The sequence below is a fragment of the Paenibacillus sp. XP01 genome (genome assembly GCF_057364885.1).
Genome location: NZ_CP139481.1, coordinates 2,828,415 through 2,846,547 on the forward strand (window position 1 = coordinate 2,828,415; position 18,133 = coordinate 2,846,547).

Sequence of the window (18,133 nt, forward strand, 5' to 3'; positions counted from 1 at the left end):
TGAGAAGTTGAGGTCATGCATCCGATGAATAACGAACTGGCAGCAGTACAATTGAGTTTCAGACATGAAGATCGCGCGAATCAAGCCTATGTTCAAGCCGAACAGAAGGCAGCCGGATATTTTGCTTCACTGCAAGAGCAGCTGGCTGCCGGCTCGCATGTCCCTTTACTTGCCCAGGATTTTCAAATTTGGCAAAAGCATCACGTTCAACCTTTTTCATGGCTCTCCTTGCTGGTTCGCAACCAAAGAAAACCGGATTCCAAGGATGTTCATAGATATCTTCAATGGTTAGACGCAGCTGGCAAACTGGATTCTTATCTGGATCGCAGCATCTCCTATATTTTCATGCGTGATTTGGGAAAAGCCCTTCATTCTCCCGATACAAGGCAGCGTATCGACCGTGTCATACAGGATACAAAGAAATACTTCCTGAGCACCAATGACACCCGGCGGAAGCCCGGTTTGGTTAGTCCGGCGCTATTCTACCGCTGGGGAAAAAAAGAAAAGGTGGAACCGGCGGTCATCTGGGTCATGAACAAGCTGAAACGCGTCGCCGCCAATCTCCCCAAGGAGCTCGATGCGGAGCAAGCGCAGCGGAAGCTGCTCAAAATCATTCTCGGCGTGATTCTTCACGTCGATGACGAAATGAACGAAATGACGCCTGCGGATGAGCGGGCGAAACGGTTTGATGCAGCGATCAGGCTCGGCTACTCCTACGGTTTGACCTATCCGTTCATCGACGATCTTTTGGATTCCCAAGCGTTGAATGCGCAAGAGAAGCGCCAGTATTCCGAGTTGATCCGTGAAGCGTTGTTAACCGGCCAAGTGCCCGAGATCGGGCAGTGGAAAGGGACGAACGTTTCCATGATCCGGTATGTTCATGCAGAGCTTCGCGAAGCGTTTGAGTATATAAGTCATTACCAAAAAAACGAAATGCAGCAGACGTTTTTTGATCAGGCTTATGTTTTCTTTCAATCCCAGGAGACGGACCGGGCCAAAACCTTATCCAATGCGCATTATACGAATGAAGAATTGTATATTCCGATCATTATCAAGTCTTCATCCTCCAGGTTGATCGTTCGTTCGGTGTTAAGCTCGCCGCTTGATGAAGGCTTCGATCTGCGAACGTTCTATTACGGGATTTATAACCAGTTGGCAGACGATTTTGCCGATATGAACGAGGACATGCAGGCAGGAGCGGTCACGCCTTATACGTATTATTTGAAATACCGCGACCTGCGGCCGGACCTTATTAATCCCTATGAATTATATTGGGCGGTGATCGCCTATTTGATCCATGAAGTGTACCAGTCCGATCCCAAAACGCGCGAGGTCATTCTCGCCAGGGCCGTGAACGGTCTGAAACGTTGCAAAGAACGCTTGGGGCAAGAAGAATACGACAAGCTGATGCACACCTTTGCTTCTGGACAGCCGGAGCTGAATCGTCTGGTGCAGAATATGGTGCGCAAAGCGAATGATGTCGATTTTCTGGACAAATTGCTCCGGGACGAGGTCGTCGCTCATTTACGAGCCGACAAACAGGAAAAAGCGGAGTTCCAGCAAACCATTCGCGAAGTTCGCGAGCAAATCAATGTGGAGCTGCAAATCACGAAACCTGCGGGTACACCAGGGATGAAAGCGACGTTAATCGATGCCGCCAACTACAGCCTTCAGGGGGACGGCAAACGCCTCAGGCCGATCCTGACGTGGGTGATGGGTGTGCGGGAATACGGAATGAACCCGTCCGCGATTGTCCCGCTGCTGAGATCGCTCGAATACATGCACACTGCTTCCCTGATCTTTGATGATCTGCCCAGTCAGGACAATGCGGATGTGCGCCGGGGACGCTCGACGCTGCACCAGGTACACAACAGCGCTATGGCGGAATTGACCGGGCTTTACCTCATTCAGCGCGCTATCGGAGAGCAGTCGTCGCTGGAACGATTTGATCCGGAAGCCGTGCTCTCGCTGATTCGCTACTCTGCCGAGAAGGCGGAAGACATGTGCATGGGGCAGGCGATGGATTTGAACTCCCGAGGGAAGATGCTGACCCTTGAAGAGCTGAACATGATTTCGTTTTACAAGACAGGCCTTGCCTTCGAAGCTGCGCTTGTGATGCCTGCCATTTTGGCCAAGGTAGATGAGCGGGAGATGGCTTGCTTGAAAAAATTTGCCTATCATGCAGGCATCGCTTTTCAAATCAAGGATGACCTGCTCGACCATGAAGGGGAATCATCCGTGCTGGGCAAGCCGTCCGGGCAGGATGCCAAAAACAACAACTCCACCTTCGTATCCATCCTGGGTTCGGACGGTGCGCAGAAACAGATGTGGGAACATTTTTGCAGCGCCTCGGATGCACTGGACGAAATGTCGAAACCCGTTCCTTTCCTTAAGCATTTACTGGATTATATTGTCGGACGCGAGCGTTGATGGAATGCAGGTTTTGAAACAATTAACATTCGAGGAAATATGTTCTTGACGGATTGCGTGATAGCGCATAAAATTAAAAAACAAATAAGTGCGAAGGGTGGTTAATGAACATGTTGGTGCCTCCAGTGAATTCCATAACGATAACTGAATAGGCATGGACATGATGACTTAACTGAGAATGCACCCGTCAAGTTGGGCGTTTGGACAGTCTGTTTATGCCAACCTGTTCTTTGAACGCTCATCCATATTGCATGCAGGAATTAAGACTTCATTCGCCGAGTCAAGGTCTTCTTGTGGTCTGAAGCTGTAGATGAACATTCATCTACAGCTTTTTCGCGTGCATATCCCCAGCCCGCACTTATTTAAAATGAATGAAAGGTCGGTAATGAAACCATGACAAAATTCAAAAGCAACGCTGCTCGTTTAATGCTGTTCAAACCCATCGCGTCAGACACGTCATAGCTTTCAAACGTGATCCAAAGGGAACCCTTTTTCACAGAAAAAGCTAAAGCATTGGGGGAAACGACGTGTCCAAACAAGAAAAAAGCTCCATGTTCTGGCTGCTGAAATATTTGAGGCCGGTCAAAGGAAAGCTCGCGCTGCTGCTCGTACTGCTCCTGACGTCAACGGGCCTTCAACTGCTGAATCCCCAGATCATTCAGCGATTCATTGATACTGCTGCCGAGGCAGGCCTGGTCGGGCAGTTGTTACAGCTAGCAGGGTTGTTTCTGGTCGTCGCGGTGGCGAACCAGTTAATAACGGTAGCGGTAAGTTATATGGGGAATGACGTCTCGTGGCGGGCGACCAACAAGCTGCGGGGAGACCTGCTCAAACACTGTCTGCGCCTGGATATGAGATTTCACAATGTCAAAACACCCGGTGAGATGATTGAACGGGTGGATGGGGATGTCACGCATATCTCGAATTTCTTCGCGATGTTTATCGTGCAGGTCATCGGCAGCTTTGTGCTGCTGGGCGGCATTCTTGGATTCATGTTTTCGGTCAATGTGCCGATTGCGCTTGTTATGACCGCATTTACGCTGTTATCCGTGCTGTTTATGGTGCTGATCCGCAATCTTGGCGTCAATCCTTCCAAAAACGAACGGGAAGCGAGCGCGTCTCTGTTCGGTCTGATTGAGGAACGGATTGCAGGCATTGAGGACGTGCAGGCGAATGGTCATGTTCCGTACGTCATGAACCGTTTTTATCGGTTGATGCGAATGGTTTTTCTGAAAGGGCGCCGGGCCTGGATGATGCGGGTTGTGCCTTGGAATACCACGGTTGTATTGTTTGCCGTTGCGGTAACGGTCGTGCTGCTGCTGGGAATTCGGGATTTTATGGAAGGCACCATCAGCCTGGGGACCTTGTTCCTCATTTATCAGTATACGCAGATGCTGAACGATCCCATTGAACTGTTGGGAGATCAGGTGCAGGAATTCCAGAAGGCCAAATCCGGCATGCTTCGTTCCAGCGAGCTGTTGTCGCTTCGCAGTGAAATTACGGACGGAAGCGAACAAGACTTGCCTGAAGGCGCGCTGGGATTGGAATTCGACCAAGTCTGCTTCAGCTACAATGAAGATAAACCCGTATTGCGCGATATCAGTTTCAAGCTGAAACCAGGCGAACGGCTTGGGATCATCGGACGAACGGGAAGCGGGAAGTCCAGCCTCAGCCGTGTTCTGCTGCGATTGTATAACATCAATAGCGGAACGATTCGTGTGGGGGGCAAAGACATCACGCAGTTAACGCTTCCCGCATTATACAGAAGGGTAGGGATGGTTACACAGGACGTGCAGCTGTTTGACGGCACCTTGCGTGACAATCTGACGTTGTTTAATCGCGAAGTGTCGGACGAACGCATTCTGCAAACGACGGCCAGGCTGGGCCTTCGTCGCTGGATCGACGAACAGCCGAACGGCCTGGATACCCACTTGTCTGCGGGAGGTGCGTCCCTGTCTGCCGGGGAGGCGCAATTGTTTGCGCTGACTCGCGTTTTCCTGACCGAGCCCAGTCTCGTTATTTTGGATGAACCTTCTTCCCGCTTGGATGCGGCAACGGAGAGCATGCTGCAAACGGCCGTCGACGAACTGATGAAACGGTGCACCGGAGTCATTATTGCCCATCGTTTGGCGACGCTGGAACAGGTGGATCAAATCATGGTGCTGGGGGACGGAAAAATGCTGGAATTCGGCCCGCGGGAAGAGCTTGCGGGCAGCCCGTCATCCCATTACGCCCGCTTGCTTGCGACGGGAAGAGAGGAGGAACTTGCATGACCATTACCGGATTTATTTCCCGATTATTTCGATTTAGGCCGTTTCTGTTCATCATCAATGGCTTGTTGTGGACGGTTTTTCACTCGCTTCCGCTGGCGATCGGATTGGGCATGCAGTGGTTTTTCGACCGCACAACGGCGGGATCGAACGATTATCTGTGGCTTGCCGTTCCGCTTATTTTCATTGCGCTTACCCGGATCGTCAGAGTAGGATCTTTTTTCGTGGCCTTCTATGCCTGGATCACCTATGTGTATCACATTCAGGCGATTCTGCGCACCAACATGCTGGCAGGCATCATGCGCTGGCCTGGCCGCAATCTTCCGGCTTCGCCCGGCGAGGCCATGAGCCGTTTCCGCGAAGACGTGGACGAATCGGTCGAATACGTGGAGTCCTGGGTCGATTTCTGGGGCAGGCTTGTGTTCGCGGTCGTGTCCATTGCGATCATGTGGAGCATTAACTGGAAAATTACGCTGGTTGCCGTACTTCCGCTGCTGGTCGTCACATTGCTTAACAATTTGTCTGGTAATCGTGCCCGCCGTTATGCACAAAGCAATCGGGAAGCGACCGGTCGGATCACCAGTTACATTGCGGAAAGCTTTGGCGCAGTCCAGGCGCTGAAGCTTGGGCAGGCCGAAGATCATGTGGCGGCGAGATTTGACCAATTGAACGAGGAGCGCCGCCAAGCTGCATTGCGTGACAATTTGTTCAAGCAGTGGATGAGATCGCTGAACCAGCATGTGCTCAGCATCTCTACGGGATTGATTCTGTTGATGTGTGCGGCGGAGATGAGAGCCGGAAACTTCACGGTCGGCGACTTTGCCCTGTTTACGTCCTATCTTGGCAATATCGGATTCAGCATATCTCTGTTTGGATACATGGTTTACCAGCATAAACGGCTGAAAGTATCCTTTGACCGCATGCGCACCTTGTTTCGTCCCGGGGAAGAAGACCGCATTATGGAATTCAGGGAGACTTACTTGCAGACAGACCCGCCTGAACTGGAAGAGGTTTCAAGTGAAACAGGAGACCGGTTGAAAGAGCTTGAAGTGCAAAAGTTGACGTACCGCTATCCGAATTCGCCAAATGGCATCGAAAACGTCTCCTTCCGCTTAAAACAAGGACAGTTTCTCGTCGTGACGGGACGAATCGGCTCGGGAAAGTCGACCCTTGTGCGAGCGCTGCTGGGACTTCTGCCTATGCAGCATGGGGAGATCACCTGGAATGGAGCGAAGATTGATCCCGCTACATTTTTGATGCCGCCAAGAGCGGCCTATACGCCTCAAGTTCCTCGCTTGTTCAGCGATACGCTGAAAGAAAACATCGTCCAAGGCAAGCGCGGAAACACGGATGAAGCGTTGGCTGATTCGATTCGGCTTGCCGTCATGGACCAGGACATTCAGCAGCTGGATCAGGGGTTGGAAACGTCCGTGGGTCCAAGAGGCGTCATGTTGTCCGGAGGACAGATCCAGCGTGCGGCAACGGCGCGCATGTTGATGACAGGCGCAGACCTGCTGGTGGTGGACGACTTGTCCAGCGCACTGGACGTGGAGACGGAACAGCAAGTATGGGAGGGGCTGTTCAAGGAAACGGACATGACATGCATTGCCGTTTCTCATCGGCGCGCCGCGTTGTCCAAGGCCGATCATATCATCGTCATGAAGGATGGGCAGATCGAAGCCGAGGGTACATTGGAGCATTTGCTGGCGACCAGCACGGAAATGCAATTGTTGTGGCAGGGCGAGGAACTGCCTGTCAAAGCAGGCTGATTTTTGGAGTTATGAATAACGGATTCGATGGATAAGCGTTAAAATGCAAAAAAGCCGTACAGGCGACTCGTTGCGGAGTTGATCTGTACGGCTTATATATGTTATGAACCTGGATTATTTGATAAGCAGGGCAATCAGCGAGTACGCAATGATCACCAGGAACACGAGCGTAATATGGTTGATGGAGAAAATGAACATGTTTTTGGACCATTTTTGCGTCTCATTGCGATCAAACGTGGCCACGCTGAGAATGAGCCAAACCAGGCTGACCAAAAAGGCAAAGATGGCGATGAACGGGCTCATTGGCCAGAACAAAAAGCTGGACAGCACGAGCAGGACCAAGTAAACGTTGGTTTGAATATACGTGCGGCGAATCCCTTTGACTACCGGAAGCATGGGAACGTTCGCAGCTTTGTACTCATCGAATCTGCGAATGGCGATCCCGTAGAAGTGAGGCATTTGCCATAACAGCATCGTAACGACCAGTGCCCAAATTTCAAAATGACCCAGGTCTGAAGAAATCGCAGCCCAACCGATCAAAGGAGGGACGGAACCCGAAAGACTGCCGACCTCAGTATTGTAAACCGTAGTACGTTTTGTCCACATCGTATAAGGGAAAACATAAAGTAAAAGTCCCAAAATCCCGAAAACGGCCGCAAGCGGGGAAGCGACGTATAACAGGATGCCGCCGATAATGGTAATGCTTATCCCCAAAATCAGGCCGGATTTCGTGTCCACTTGGCCGGTAACGGTTGGCCGTGTTCTGGTCCGCTCCATGATGGCATCGATATCGCGGTCGTACAGGTTGTTGAATACCCCGGCTGCGCCAATGATCAAGGAAGAACCGATAACCGACAAAATGATCGGTACGATATTGTCCAGGAAAGAGGCATTAAACACATACAGTGCAAGGCTCAAACCGGCAAGCATGGCGATGAGGTTCGATTTGATGATGCCGACTTTGATCGTATCGAAAAAGACTTTTGGAACCGAGCTATACTCTAATCTGATTTTGGGTTGTGACCCGTTATTTAGTGTTTTCAAATACTCACTTCCTATATCCATACTTATATATCTCGGTACTTATTATAACATCATGTTTAATATGTGAAAGAAATTGCGTTTTAGTATTAAAAATAATGTCATTTGATTGTGAACAATTTAAAAACAACACTTTTTTTAATTGTTAAAAACGAAATTCTGTGTTAAGTGATTTTTATCTCCATCAGTTGAACGAAGTTTTTTACACGGAGCCACTACGAGGTCAGAAATATCTTCCGATCGCTGTTATCCCCGGATTTTTTGAATCCCTTTAGTTAAGGAGGAAATCTGGTGATAAGCCTATGCTTACGATGCAGCTTTCTTTCAGAAAGCTTTTAGAACGCTCCGCTTCTCCAGATTCTTTCTGCCCTTTCCGTTACCGTGTAAAATGTATAGTTCAACTTATATCGATAAAAGGGTATAGATAATGATGGCTAAAAAAAGCTTGCGAGTCATGCCTTTTATGTTTATTATAGACTTAAAATATCTTTAATAGACATTATAGTCGTTTGAAAAAAGAACAAAAACGACTTATTTTTTGTTCTAAATTAGAGATATTAAATATCTGTAAAGGGTGATATGTGTGAGCAAAGTTATAGATGTAGCTATCATCGGCGGAGGGCCTGCCGGGTTAAATGCAGCGCTTGTGCTGGGCCGTGCAAGAAGAAATGTTGCGGTGATTGACGACGGGAAGGCCAGAAACCGGATTACTCACGCGACGCACGGTTTTTTGACGCGCGACGGGGTAACGCCTGCAGAGTTCCGTATCGTGGCCAAGGAGCAAATCGCCGCGTATCCATCGGTGCAATTCATTGAGGACACTGCATCCTCCATTACGGGTGCGGATGGCATGTTTGAAGTAGTGACCGCCGCAGGCACGGTCATTCACAGCAAAAAAATACTGTTTGCCGTGGGCAAAAAGGATAAACCGCTCGGCATAAAGGGATTGCAAGAGGTTTATGGGAAGAGTGCTTTCGTTTGCCCTTTCTGCGACGGATGGGAGCTCCGGGATCAGACGCTTGTCCTGATATCAGACGGAGCCAAGGCGATGCACATGGCCAAACTGCTTTTGGGATGGACAAGCCGGGTTACGCTTTGCACCAATGGTCCCGATGGTCTGACGGATGAAGAACGTCATGATTTGGAGCGCCACGGCATTCCTGTGCTGGATTCTCCGATTGAAGCGATTGAATCCAACGAAGGAATCGTTGACCATGTTCTTCTCAAAGACGGTCGACTCATTCCGTGCAGAGGCATTTTCTTTGCCCCGACCTTGGTTGCCGGATCGGAATTGCCGGGAACGCTGGGCTGCGAGATGACCGAAACCGAGTCGGTGGTGGTTAATGAACAAGCGAGAACGACGGTGCCGGGCGTATTCAGCGCTGGAGATGCCGCATCAGATATGTATCAGGCCATTGCAGCCGCGGCGCAGGGATCTATGGCGGGTGCAATGATCCATAGTGAGCTGTGCGGTGAAGAATGGAACGGCGTCAGCAGCCAATAAACGATGCTCTGTATTATTCGAAGTGATCCCACTGTTGATTACGATGTGTAGAGATCATGAACGGATTGCATTCTTATAGTAGAAACACGTTCCGAAGGGCTTTCCCGGAATTTTTTTCGGCGGAAGCCCTTTCATTTTAAATTTTGAATATTCTTTTTTTAAAGGATTGACATCGCTGGGCGAAGCGGTTTTAATTATATAGACCGATCGTTATAATTTTTAAAATTGCTTTAAGGATGTGGCCGTTTTTGAGTGAAAAGTCCAATGCCAGAGAAGCCATCGTTAACACAGCCGCCCGACTGTTTTTTTCACAAGGGTATCATGCGACAGGCCTGAGCCAGATCATTAAGGATAGCGGAACGCCGAAAGGTTCGTTGTACCATTATTTCCCCCATGGCAAAGAAGAGCTTGCTCATGAATGCATCCAGAAAACGAATGAGCACATTTTGCAAAAGTTTGAAGAAACGTTTGCAGCTCATGACAATACGGGGGAGGCGATTCTGCAATTCGTTCAGGACATGGCCGAGGATACCGAAGCTGCCGGGTTTACGGGCTTTTTGCCTTTCAGCCTGTGGGCTGCGGTTGAGACCTCCTGCATTAGCCATGACCTGCGTCAGGCTTGTCAAGGCGTGTTTGCGGACTGGCAGAACGCGATCACCAAACATCTGGTGCTTGACGGAATTAACGAGTCCAAAGCAAAAGAGCTGGCCCTGCTCATGATTTCCTTGATGGAAGGAGCACTGATTATCAGTTTGACCAATCAGGACAAACAGCCTTTGGTCACGGCTGCCGAATATTTGTCCGCGGTTGCAAAAAATGCGAGACAAGCCAAAGCATAAATTTGGTTTGTACAAAAGAGAGAGTTATATTGGTTGAGGAGGATGGGATTTTGGAGGCTTCCATGAAAGCTGGTTCAGCAATGAACCAACAAGAAACACAGCAGTACAAAGTGCTGCCGATTTTGTTCGCGATGCTGCTGAGCGGTTTTATCGGGCTATTCGGAGAAACCGCGCTGAACGTGGCATTGACGCCATTGATGGAATTGCTTGAGGTAGGACCGACAACGATTCAATGGTTGACGACAGGTTACCTGCTCGTTCTGGGTATTCTCGTTCCGGTGTCGGGGCTGCTGCTGCAATGGTTTACGACAAGACAGCTGTTTACGACATCGTTGATTTTCTCCATTGCAGGCACGCTGGTGGCCGCGATGGCTCCAAGCTTTGAAATGCTGCTGGTGGCCCGCGTTCTGCAAGCTGTGGGTACGGCCCTGTTGTTGCCGTTGATGTTTAATACGATTTTGGTTATTTTCCCTGTAGAACGACGCGGTTCCGCGATGGGGCTGATCGGTCTTGTCATCATGTTTGCTCCGGCCAGCGGCCCGAGCATTTCCGGTTTGATTTTGGCTAATTTGAGCTGGCACTGGATCTTCTGGATTTCGCTGCCGTTCTTCATTATCTCCTTGGTATGCGGGTTGATGTTCCTGCCGAACATTTCGAAGTTGACCAAGCCCAAAATCGATGTGTTGTCGATCATTTTGTCCACGCTCGGTTTTGGCGGTATCGTATATGGCTTCAGCAGCGCAGGCGGTCATGGAGACGGTGGCGGAGGCTGGTCCAGCCCGGTCGTTATCGCCACACTGGCTGTAGGTGCGCTGTCCTTGCTTGTGTTCAGCATCAGACAGCTCAGAATGAGAGAGCCGATGATGGATTTGCGCGCGTTTAAATTCCCGATGTTCACCATCGGTCTGATCCTGATCTTTATCTGTATGATGATGATGCTGTCGTCGATGCTGATCCTGCCGATGTATCTGCAGCAAGGAATGGCAGTGACGGCGCTGACGGCAGGTCTGGTGCTGCTGCCAGGCAGCTTGCTGAACGGATTTTTGTCGCCGGTCATGGGACGCCTGTTCGATAAATTCGGACCAAAATGGCTGGTGACGATCGGCCTCGCGGTCGTTGCCGTTGTTCTGTTCATGTACACACGCATCGAACCGACAACATCCCTGGGCGTGATCATTACGATGCATATCTTCATGATGATCGGCATTTCGATGATTATGATGCCTGCCCAAACGAATGGTCTGAATCAATTGCCGCCGGCGTATTATCCGCACGGTACGGCAATCATGAACACGCTGCAGCAGGTTTCGGGTGCCATCGGCACGGCCGTCGCTGTCAGCATTTTGGCTGCAGGCCAGCTGAGCTACCTTAAAGGCGTAAGCAATCCGGAAAGCCCGGAAAGTCAGCTTGCTGGTTTCACGTCCGGCGTGCAGCATGCGTTTATCTTTGCGCTTGTGCTTTGCTTGCTCGGCTTCGTGATCTCGTTCTTCGTAAAACGGGTGAAAGTGGGCGCGCAGCAAGGACAGCAAGGGCCGATGCATTAATACTCATCAGCTACCATAAGCAAAACGATGCTTTCCTTTAAAAGGAGAGCATCGTTTTTTGTGTTTTGAGAATTTAACGGAGGACCGTTCTTCACACCTTGGTATCGGTTTGGGCAATCGTGCGACATAACTAGCTATCTGTCAAGAATACATCTTGGGGATGCTTCCAGGTCAAGGCTTGGCAGCAGCCTGCGCCTTGATTTCTTTCTCCGTTAACGCTTTGTTATACACTTTGACCTGATCCAGAGATCCTTTGAAGTACGGATCTGCCTGATAACGGCTTTTGCCCAGGTAAGCTTCCGTCACGCGCAGCTGTTTCGGATTAAATGTAATCTCGGAGCTGCTGGCGACGAGTTGGCCATCCACGTACAGCTTGCCCGTATCTCCTTGCAGCGTTACCGTCACATGAACCCATTGGTTTGCCGGAAGCGCTTGATCCGCAATCAGGCTTTGGTCCCGGCCTTCGTCATGAATGGTGAATTGCAGCTTGCCATTATGCTGGGAAGGGGTGAGGAACATGTGCTGCGTCAACCCGCTGCCAAAGTCGAAAATGCGCTGCCAGGCGCCGCCGCTTTCCCAGTTCACCCAGGCGCTGAACGTAAAGTCTTCGGTATCGGTGATGATTCCCGGCAGATCGATGTAGCTGTCGGTGCCGTTGAATGCGGCAGCCTGGTTTTTGCGGCTCGCCGCCGAGCTTGTAACGTTATGAGCCTGACCGTGGTACCCGTTTTTGCTGATATCCTGAGCGATTTTATCCAGTTTCTTGTGATCGAATGCATATTCTGCGAGCAGAGGCCCTTTGACTTGCGCTGGCACGGTGATGTTAAAAACTTTGCTTGCCGACGCATCCCCGTTCTGAATCAGTGCGGTCAGTTTGACCTTGGCATCACCTTTGCCTGCTGCCGGACGTTTCACGGTACCCGTAGCAGACACGACGGAAGCGTTTGATGTTTTCCAAGTGATCGTCGTAGTGTGTGTGCCTTTTACCGGAAGGTTCAGGTCAAAAAATACGTTTTTGGTATCGCCGAGATCGAGATCCGATTTGACCGCATTAACGATCTCCTCATTGTTCATGTCAGGGACTTTGCTGCCCCAGACCGCAACGCCGGTAGAAGAGAGGGCGCTGAACGTAAGGACCGTCTTCTCCGAACCTGCGTCCCATTCTTGCGTGAATACGCCTTCATAAGTTTGTCCGTTGGTTGTGAGGGTTACCTTGTTGTCTGCGCCAAGAGACCATGTGCCTGTGACAGCACCGGTTATTTTTCCGTCAGTCGTCAATTGCACGTTCTGGGAAGTTTTGATCGCAGCCGTGATCTCTTTCCCGTGATCCACCCATTTGTATTGTCCGGCAATCTTGTCGTTGCTCAATGACAGGGTTGCTTCCTGCGTCCCGGCATAACGATACGGGGAAACCACAGGCCATCCTTGGGAATTCATGTGCATCTCGTGCACCCGGACTTCATGCTCTTCGCCGCGACCCGGGAAGCGGGAGTGGAAGATCAGGAAGTGCTTGCCGGTTTCTTCGTCGTAATATGCGGAGTTATGTCCCGGCGAAACGTAGCCGATCCCTTGACCGGTGCCCGGGTCGCCAAGCTCTCTTTCGAACAGATAGTTGCCGACCAGTTTGACCGCATATGGCTCAATGGATCGATCGTCGAATAATGGTTTCTCTTTATCAGCTTTTACTTTGATCATATCGTTGCCTTCCGCATCGTAAAATGGCCCATCCGGTGTTTTGGAGCGTGCGATCCGGATGTTGTATCCGCCGTCCGCGCTTAGGCCGCCATAGGAAAGGAACAGATAATAATAATCGGTTTCCGGGCTATATAACATATACGGAGCTTCAATCCGGCTGTGGTTGCCTCCCGTTAACTTTTTGCCGTATCCTTGCCCTGGGAGAGGTTTTCCGGTAGCTTCGTCCATTTCCAAAATAAAAATGCCGCCGGAATACGAGCCGTATACCATCCACAGCTTGCCGTCTTTGTCGTAAAAGACATCGGGGTCTACCACGTTCGGATGGATTGTGGCATCATATATGGTACCATCTTCGCTCGCTTCGCCCCACATGCCGGATTTCAGGATCAGTCCCTGATCCTTATAAGGGCCTTCGATGTTGTCGGCGACGGCTACACCCATGGCCGAACGTGGGGAATCTCCTTTACATGCGTTGTAATACATATAAAATTTACCGTCCGACAGCTGGATGACATCGGCCGCCCAGAGCGTATCGGACTGGGCCCACTCCAGCGCTTCGGCGAACTCCTTCGTAACGTTCGGGACGACGGGATTGCTGTCCGTAACCCCGGATGCAACCTCATCCCATTGGATCAAGTCTTTGGACTTGGCCACTTGCAGGTGAGAACCGAACACATAGTACGTATCGTCAACTTTGATCACGGAAGGATCGTGGACAGAGACATTACGGAATGCGGGTACCTGAGTTTCGCTGGTTTTGCTGGCAGCCTGCGAGGTTTGCTGGCTGGAAACCGGTGCCCCTTCTCCCAGTGCGGCAGCGGTGGACAAGGCAGGTGTGGCAAGTAATGCAGTGCTGAGTGCGACAGCCATATAACGTTTCATACGTTTCCCCTTTCTTGATGTGCAGTGGATAAAACCATTCGGCCGAACATGGCCAGAAATAAAATTTACGTGACTCCTCCTCCCAAAACTTGTTACTCAAGCGCTTTCATTCGTAGTGTACCAATTGATTTATATATTTGTAAATGATGAATTTTTTATAGCCTCAATCGAACCGGACGAAGGGTGATTTTCGAAATTCAAACGATTTCAGGGCGAAAACGACAAATTAAAGGCAATATTTGTGTTGAAAAACGATCCTGAAATGAGTAGTATAACTTGTGTGAAGGATATTTATATTTTTATTAATGATTTATGTTTATGTAAATTAAAAAAGAAAAAGGATTCATTCATCCTTTCATTTGAGATCTGTACAGGAGGGCAATCATGAGCAATTACAAAGATCAGATCATTGCGCATTACAAGTTTGAGGACACGACGGGCATCGGCCAGGACAGCACATCCCGCGGGAATCACGCGGTACCTTCAGGCACCCACGAGCCGGCGCTTTCCGTAATCCAAGGGCGGACGGCGCTGTCCTTTGCGGGCGGCTCCAACGGTACGTCGTATTTGCAGCTGCCGCCCGATTTGCTTCGCGGTGTAAGCGATCACACCGGTTTGACCGTATCGGCATGGGTATACCTGGGCAGAGGCAGCAGCGTGTGGGAACGCCTGATCGATTTCGGCGGAGGAGATCAGCAGCCTTACCTGTTCCTCACCAGACAGATGCGCAGCGTGCTCAAGGCCGGCGACGAAATGATGATTCATCCGACCAAAGGGTTCGCCAACGGGGAATGGATGCATGTCGCCGTGTCGGTCACGGGTACGGAGGGCGGAACGCGAAGCCATGCCGGGGCGATCGTATACGTCAACGGGGAAATCGTGGCTAATGGCTCATTCAACCAAACCTCCAGCGGAAACTATGCCAAGTTAAGAAGCTGGTTTGAGACATTCTCGAATCCGGAATTCTACACGCAAAACTATATTGGCCGCTCCCAATTTGTCGATGATCCGGATTTGGAAGCAGCGATTTCCGATGTAAGGATTTACGAAGCAGGTTTGACCATGGATGAAGTCATCGAAGTGATGTGCGAATCGCTGACCGATGCGGAGATCGTGAAGCTGGCGGCAGAGAAATATTTGGTTTCACCCGCCAAAATCATCACCAATGACATTGCGCTCCCCGACTCGCTTCTGGGCGGGAAAGTACAGGTCGAATGGTCTTCGAGCAGACCTGAAGCCATAACCGGCCAAGGGAAGGTTCTTCCGATCGAGTCGGCTCACAGCGTCACGTTAAGCGCAGCATTGCGCACGGGCGAGCAGACATTGGAACGAAGCTTCGGCGTCTCGATCGTTCCGAAACATGTGCCGCCATACACGATTACGGTCCATGGGGATCAGAAGGTCGCCGATATTAGCGAAGTGATGTACGGTTTGTTTTACGAGGATATTAACAATGCCGCCGATGGCGGAATCTATGCGGAGCTTGTGCAAAACCGTTCATTCGAGTCGTTTGCATTCGATACCTATTCCTCCGCTTCCGGAGCATGTGGATGCTCAACCGGCCGCAATCGTGAGCCGTTGTTTGCATGGTCCGGAGATACCGACAAAATGATCATACAGAACAAAGGTGGATTAAACGAGCATTTTGGCGTCAAAGATCCCGAGGTCAACGCTTATTATGTGACGGTGCAGGACGGTGCGGTCATTCGAAATCGCGGATTCGCGGATTCCAACCAGCATTGCGCCATGTCCATTCAAGCTGGGAAACAGTATGATTTCACCGTATGGGCCAAAGCTGAGGCTGCGGGACGGATCACCATCCAGCTGCAGGACGAAGCGGGGAATGCGGTGAGCGACGAGGTGTCCGTGCAGATCGAAGGTGGGAACAAGTGGAAGAAATATGGCGCCTCTTCCGATGCCGAACTGGTACTCACGGGCACGCAGAACGTATTGGGGCAGCTGGTTCTCACCTTCAGCGGCGATATTTCCGTCGACATGGTGTCCCTGATTCCGCGGGACGTGTGGGGGGCGGATCCCGATGAGCCAGGACTCTCCGCTTCGGCGCATGCCAATTACAAAGGGAACCCGAACTATAGACTGCGCAAAGATTTGGTGCAGGCACTCGTCGACATGCATCCCGCATTCCTGCGTTTCCCGGGCGGATGTATCTCCGAAGGTTCGTTTATTTGGGACAACGTGTACGACTGGAAAGATTCCGTCGGTCCGGTGGAGCTGCGGAAGGAAAATTACAATGTTTGGGGTTACATGATGACGATGGGCCTTGGCTATATGGAATATTTCCAATTGGCCGAAGACCTGAATGCCCTTCCGGTTCCGGTCATGGCATGCGGCGTTTTATGCCAGGCCCGTTCCGATTATGCCCATCCGGCAGGCGGCAAGCTGAGGGAATATTATATCAAAAACTTTACGGATTTGATCGATTTTGCGATCAGCACGGATATCGAGAACAACGAGTGGGCTGCAATTCGCAGCGAGATGGGGCACCCCGAGCCGTTTGATTTGCGTTATTTGGGCGTCGGGAACGAAAACTGGGGCACCGAGTTTTTTGCCAACTTCGAAGCATTCAAGGCAGCGATCGACGACTACATGAAGCAGAACTACCCGGATCACGAACTGCACATCATTTCCACCGTCGGAGCTCAAGCCGATGACGATGCTTATCAGGAAGGATGGAAGTTCCTGAGCGGCAATCTGCAAGGCTCGGCGCAAATCGCTTTTGCGGACGGCAAGGAGATCATCGAAGAGAACGTCACGTGGTATAGCCGGCAAAGCAACTACATGGATACGATCGCCGACGAGCATTATTACCGTTCCAACGAATATTTGCTGAACAATGCCGACCGTTACAACTACTACAAGCGCGCCTATCATGAAGACGGCAGCATCAACTGGAAAGAAACGTCCAAGGTATTTGTGGGCGAGTATGCCTCCACGGACAAAAACACGCTGGCAGGTGCCGTGGCCGAGGCGGCCATCATCACCGGTTTCGAAAACAATGCCGACGTCGTGCGCATGGCCGCATACGCGCCGCTCTTCAACAAGGTGCTGACGGATGGAACATACCGCTGGACGCCGGACTGCATCTGGTTTGACGACGAGACGGTCTGGTTTACGCCGAATTACTACGTGCAGCAGCTGTTCGCCAAACATGTCGGGGAGCAAGTATTGGAAACGTCGTTCTCAACGTATAACAAAGGCAAAGAAGTGCAGCTCCAGCCGCGCGGCGGCATCGAGATCGCTGCCGGGAATGCAGACATCCTGGTGAAACGTGTCAAAGTGACGTCCAACGAGGATGGCCGCGTATTGTTCGAAGAACATTTCGCGGAATGCTCTGAACCAAGCCGGGCCTGGGAAGCGATTGCCGGATCGGCAGGATACAGCCTGCAGGCCGGAAAAGGACTGCTGCTCAAAGCGCAGGACAGCGGACTTAACGGTCTCGCGATCCTGAACGAGGAATGGACCAACTATACGCTTGAAGTGGAAGCCAGCAGACTTGCGGGCGAAGACGGCTTCTATGTAGGCGTCGGTCTGACGGACGCTTCTCCGGAACAGAAGGATGTCATCGAATACGCCATCGGATACGGCGGCAGCGCGACAGGTGTCAAAGTGTACAAACAAGGGATCGAAGGGTACACGCTGGGCGACTATTCTTCCAGTACGGCAGCCGGCAACCTCAGAGCGGCGAATTACGAACCGCTGGAAGACAACACAAACTATGTCATTACGGTCAATTATGGCGGAGAAACAGGCAAAAACCTGATCTGCTCGTATACGGATGGCCGTACAACAAGCAAAGTGCTCGACTACAAGCTTGAAGCCTATAACCGCGATGTGTTCCATTCCGTAACGCGTGATGCAAACCATGTCTACGTGAAACTGGTCAATGCCGACGGAATGGAGAAGGCGACCAAAGTGGTGCTTGAACATCTGGATGTCCAGGCATCGGCACGGTTAATCACCTTGAGCGGGGACGAAGAACTGGTGCATGTTCCGAATGTCAACCAAAAGAATGCGGAAAAAGTAGTTCCTCAAGAGAGCACCATCGAGCTTGACGGCGACTCCGTCGTTCTGCAATTGCCGGCCCAATCGGTCAGCGTATTGGTGCTTGATCGCAAGCTGTAATCGTTTCAATCGTTTC

9 protein-coding genes are annotated in these 18,133 nt (G+C 50.9%); 7 read left to right on the forward strand and 2 right to left on the reverse strand.

Annotated features, from left to right (window positions below; translation table 11 throughout):
• The first annotated feature begins 15 nt into the window (after positions 1 to 15).
• The 3 genes from SNR34_RS13140 (at position 16) to SNR34_RS13150 (ending at position 6,469) form a co-directional block, all read left to right on the forward strand.
• Positions 16 to 2,430 (forward strand): polyprenyl synthetase family protein, encoded by a 2,415-nt coding sequence (locus SNR34_RS13140; protein WP_486182075.1) that lies wholly within the window; start codon positions 16 to 18, stop codon positions 2,428 to 2,430.
• A gap of 527 nt (positions 2,431 to 2,957) precedes the next feature.
• The gene (locus SNR34_RS13145) at positions 2,958 to 4,703 is read left to right on the forward strand and encodes an ABC transporter ATP-binding protein (RefSeq protein WP_486182076.1); all 1,746 of its coding nucleotides are present in this window, start codon (positions 2,958 to 2,960) and stop codon (positions 4,701 to 4,703) included.
• A complete protein-coding gene (locus tag SNR34_RS13150; protein WP_486182077.1) occupies positions 4,700 to 6,469 on the forward strand; it encodes an ABC transporter ATP-binding protein in 1,770 nt (589 codons plus the stop codon). The genes SNR34_RS13145 and SNR34_RS13150 overlap by 4 nt, the downstream gene beginning before the upstream one ends.
• Positions 6,470 to 6,583: 114 nt before the next feature.
• Here SNR34_RS13150 and cyoE read toward each other — a convergent pair whose 3' ends face one another.
• Positions 6,584 to 7,534, reverse strand: a complete 951-nt coding sequence (gene cyoE, locus SNR34_RS13155) for a heme o synthase (RefSeq protein WP_486182078.1) — start codon at positions 7,532 to 7,534, stop codon at positions 6,584 to 6,586.
• Positions 7,535 to 8,093: 559 nt separating this feature from the next.
• Between cyoE and SNR34_RS13160 the strand changes: the two genes are divergently transcribed.
• The 3 genes from SNR34_RS13160 (at position 8,094) to SNR34_RS13170 (ending at position 11,397) form a co-directional block, all read left to right on the forward strand.
• The gene (locus SNR34_RS13160; RefSeq protein ID WP_236416783.1) at positions 8,094 to 9,014 is read left to right on the forward strand and encodes an NAD(P)/FAD-dependent oxidoreductase; all 921 of its coding nucleotides are present in this window, start codon (positions 8,094 to 8,096) and stop codon (positions 9,012 to 9,014) included.
• A 248-nt stretch (positions 9,015 to 9,262) separates the two neighbouring features.
• Positions 9,263 to 9,853: a TetR/AcrR family transcriptional regulator gene (locus SNR34_RS13165; protein WP_236416784.1), complete on the forward strand. Its 591-nt coding sequence runs from the start codon at positions 9,263 to 9,265 to the stop codon at positions 9,851 to 9,853.
• A gap of 62 nt (positions 9,854 to 9,915) precedes the next feature.
• Positions 9,916 to 11,397: a DHA2 family efflux MFS transporter permease subunit gene (locus SNR34_RS13170; RefSeq protein WP_486182079.1), complete on the forward strand. Its 1,482-nt coding sequence runs from the start codon at positions 9,916 to 9,918 to the stop codon at positions 11,395 to 11,397.
• Between the two features lie 171 nt (positions 11,398 to 11,568).
• On the opposite strand, the gene abnB is transcribed toward SNR34_RS13170, so the two are convergent.
• Positions 11,569 to 13,974 (reverse strand): arabinan endo-1,5-alpha-L-arabinosidase AbnB, encoded by a 2,406-nt coding sequence (abnB, locus tag SNR34_RS13175; RefSeq protein WP_486182080.1) that lies wholly within the window; start codon positions 13,972 to 13,974, stop codon positions 11,569 to 11,571.
• Positions 13,975 to 14,358: 384 nt separating this feature from the next.
• Between abnB and SNR34_RS13180 the strand changes: the two genes are divergently transcribed.
• Entirely contained in the window at positions 14,359 to 18,117 is a 3,759-nt protein-coding gene (locus SNR34_RS13180) for an alpha-L-arabinofuranosidase C-terminal domain-containing protein (RefSeq protein ID WP_486182081.1), read from the forward strand.
• The last annotated feature ends 16 nt before the right edge of the window (positions 18,118 to 18,133 follow it).

Excerpts from the sequence above, each read along its gene's own strand:
- SNR34_RS13140 (WP_486182075.1), top strand. The coding sequence starts at position 16 with ATGCATCCGATGAATAACGAACTGGCAGCAGTACAATTGAGTTTCAGA.
- SNR34_RS13150 (WP_486182077.1), top strand. The coding sequence starts at position 4,700 with ATGACCATTACCGGATTTATTTCCCGATTATTTCGATTTAGGCCGTTT.
- cyoE (WP_486182078.1), bottom strand. The coding sequence starts at position 7,534 with ATGGATATAGGAAGTGAGTATTTGAAAACACTAAATAACGGGTCACAA.
- SNR34_RS13170 (WP_486182079.1), top strand. The coding sequence starts at position 9,916 with ATGAAAGCTGGTTCAGCAATGAACCAACAAGAAACACAGCAGTACAAA.
- abnB (WP_486182080.1), bottom strand. The coding sequence starts at position 13,974 with ATGAAACGTTATATGGCTGTCGCACTCAGCACTGCATTACTTGCCACA.
- SNR34_RS13180 (WP_486182081.1), top strand. The coding sequence starts at position 14,359 with ATGAGCAATTACAAAGATCAGATCATTGCGCATTACAAGTTTGAGGAC.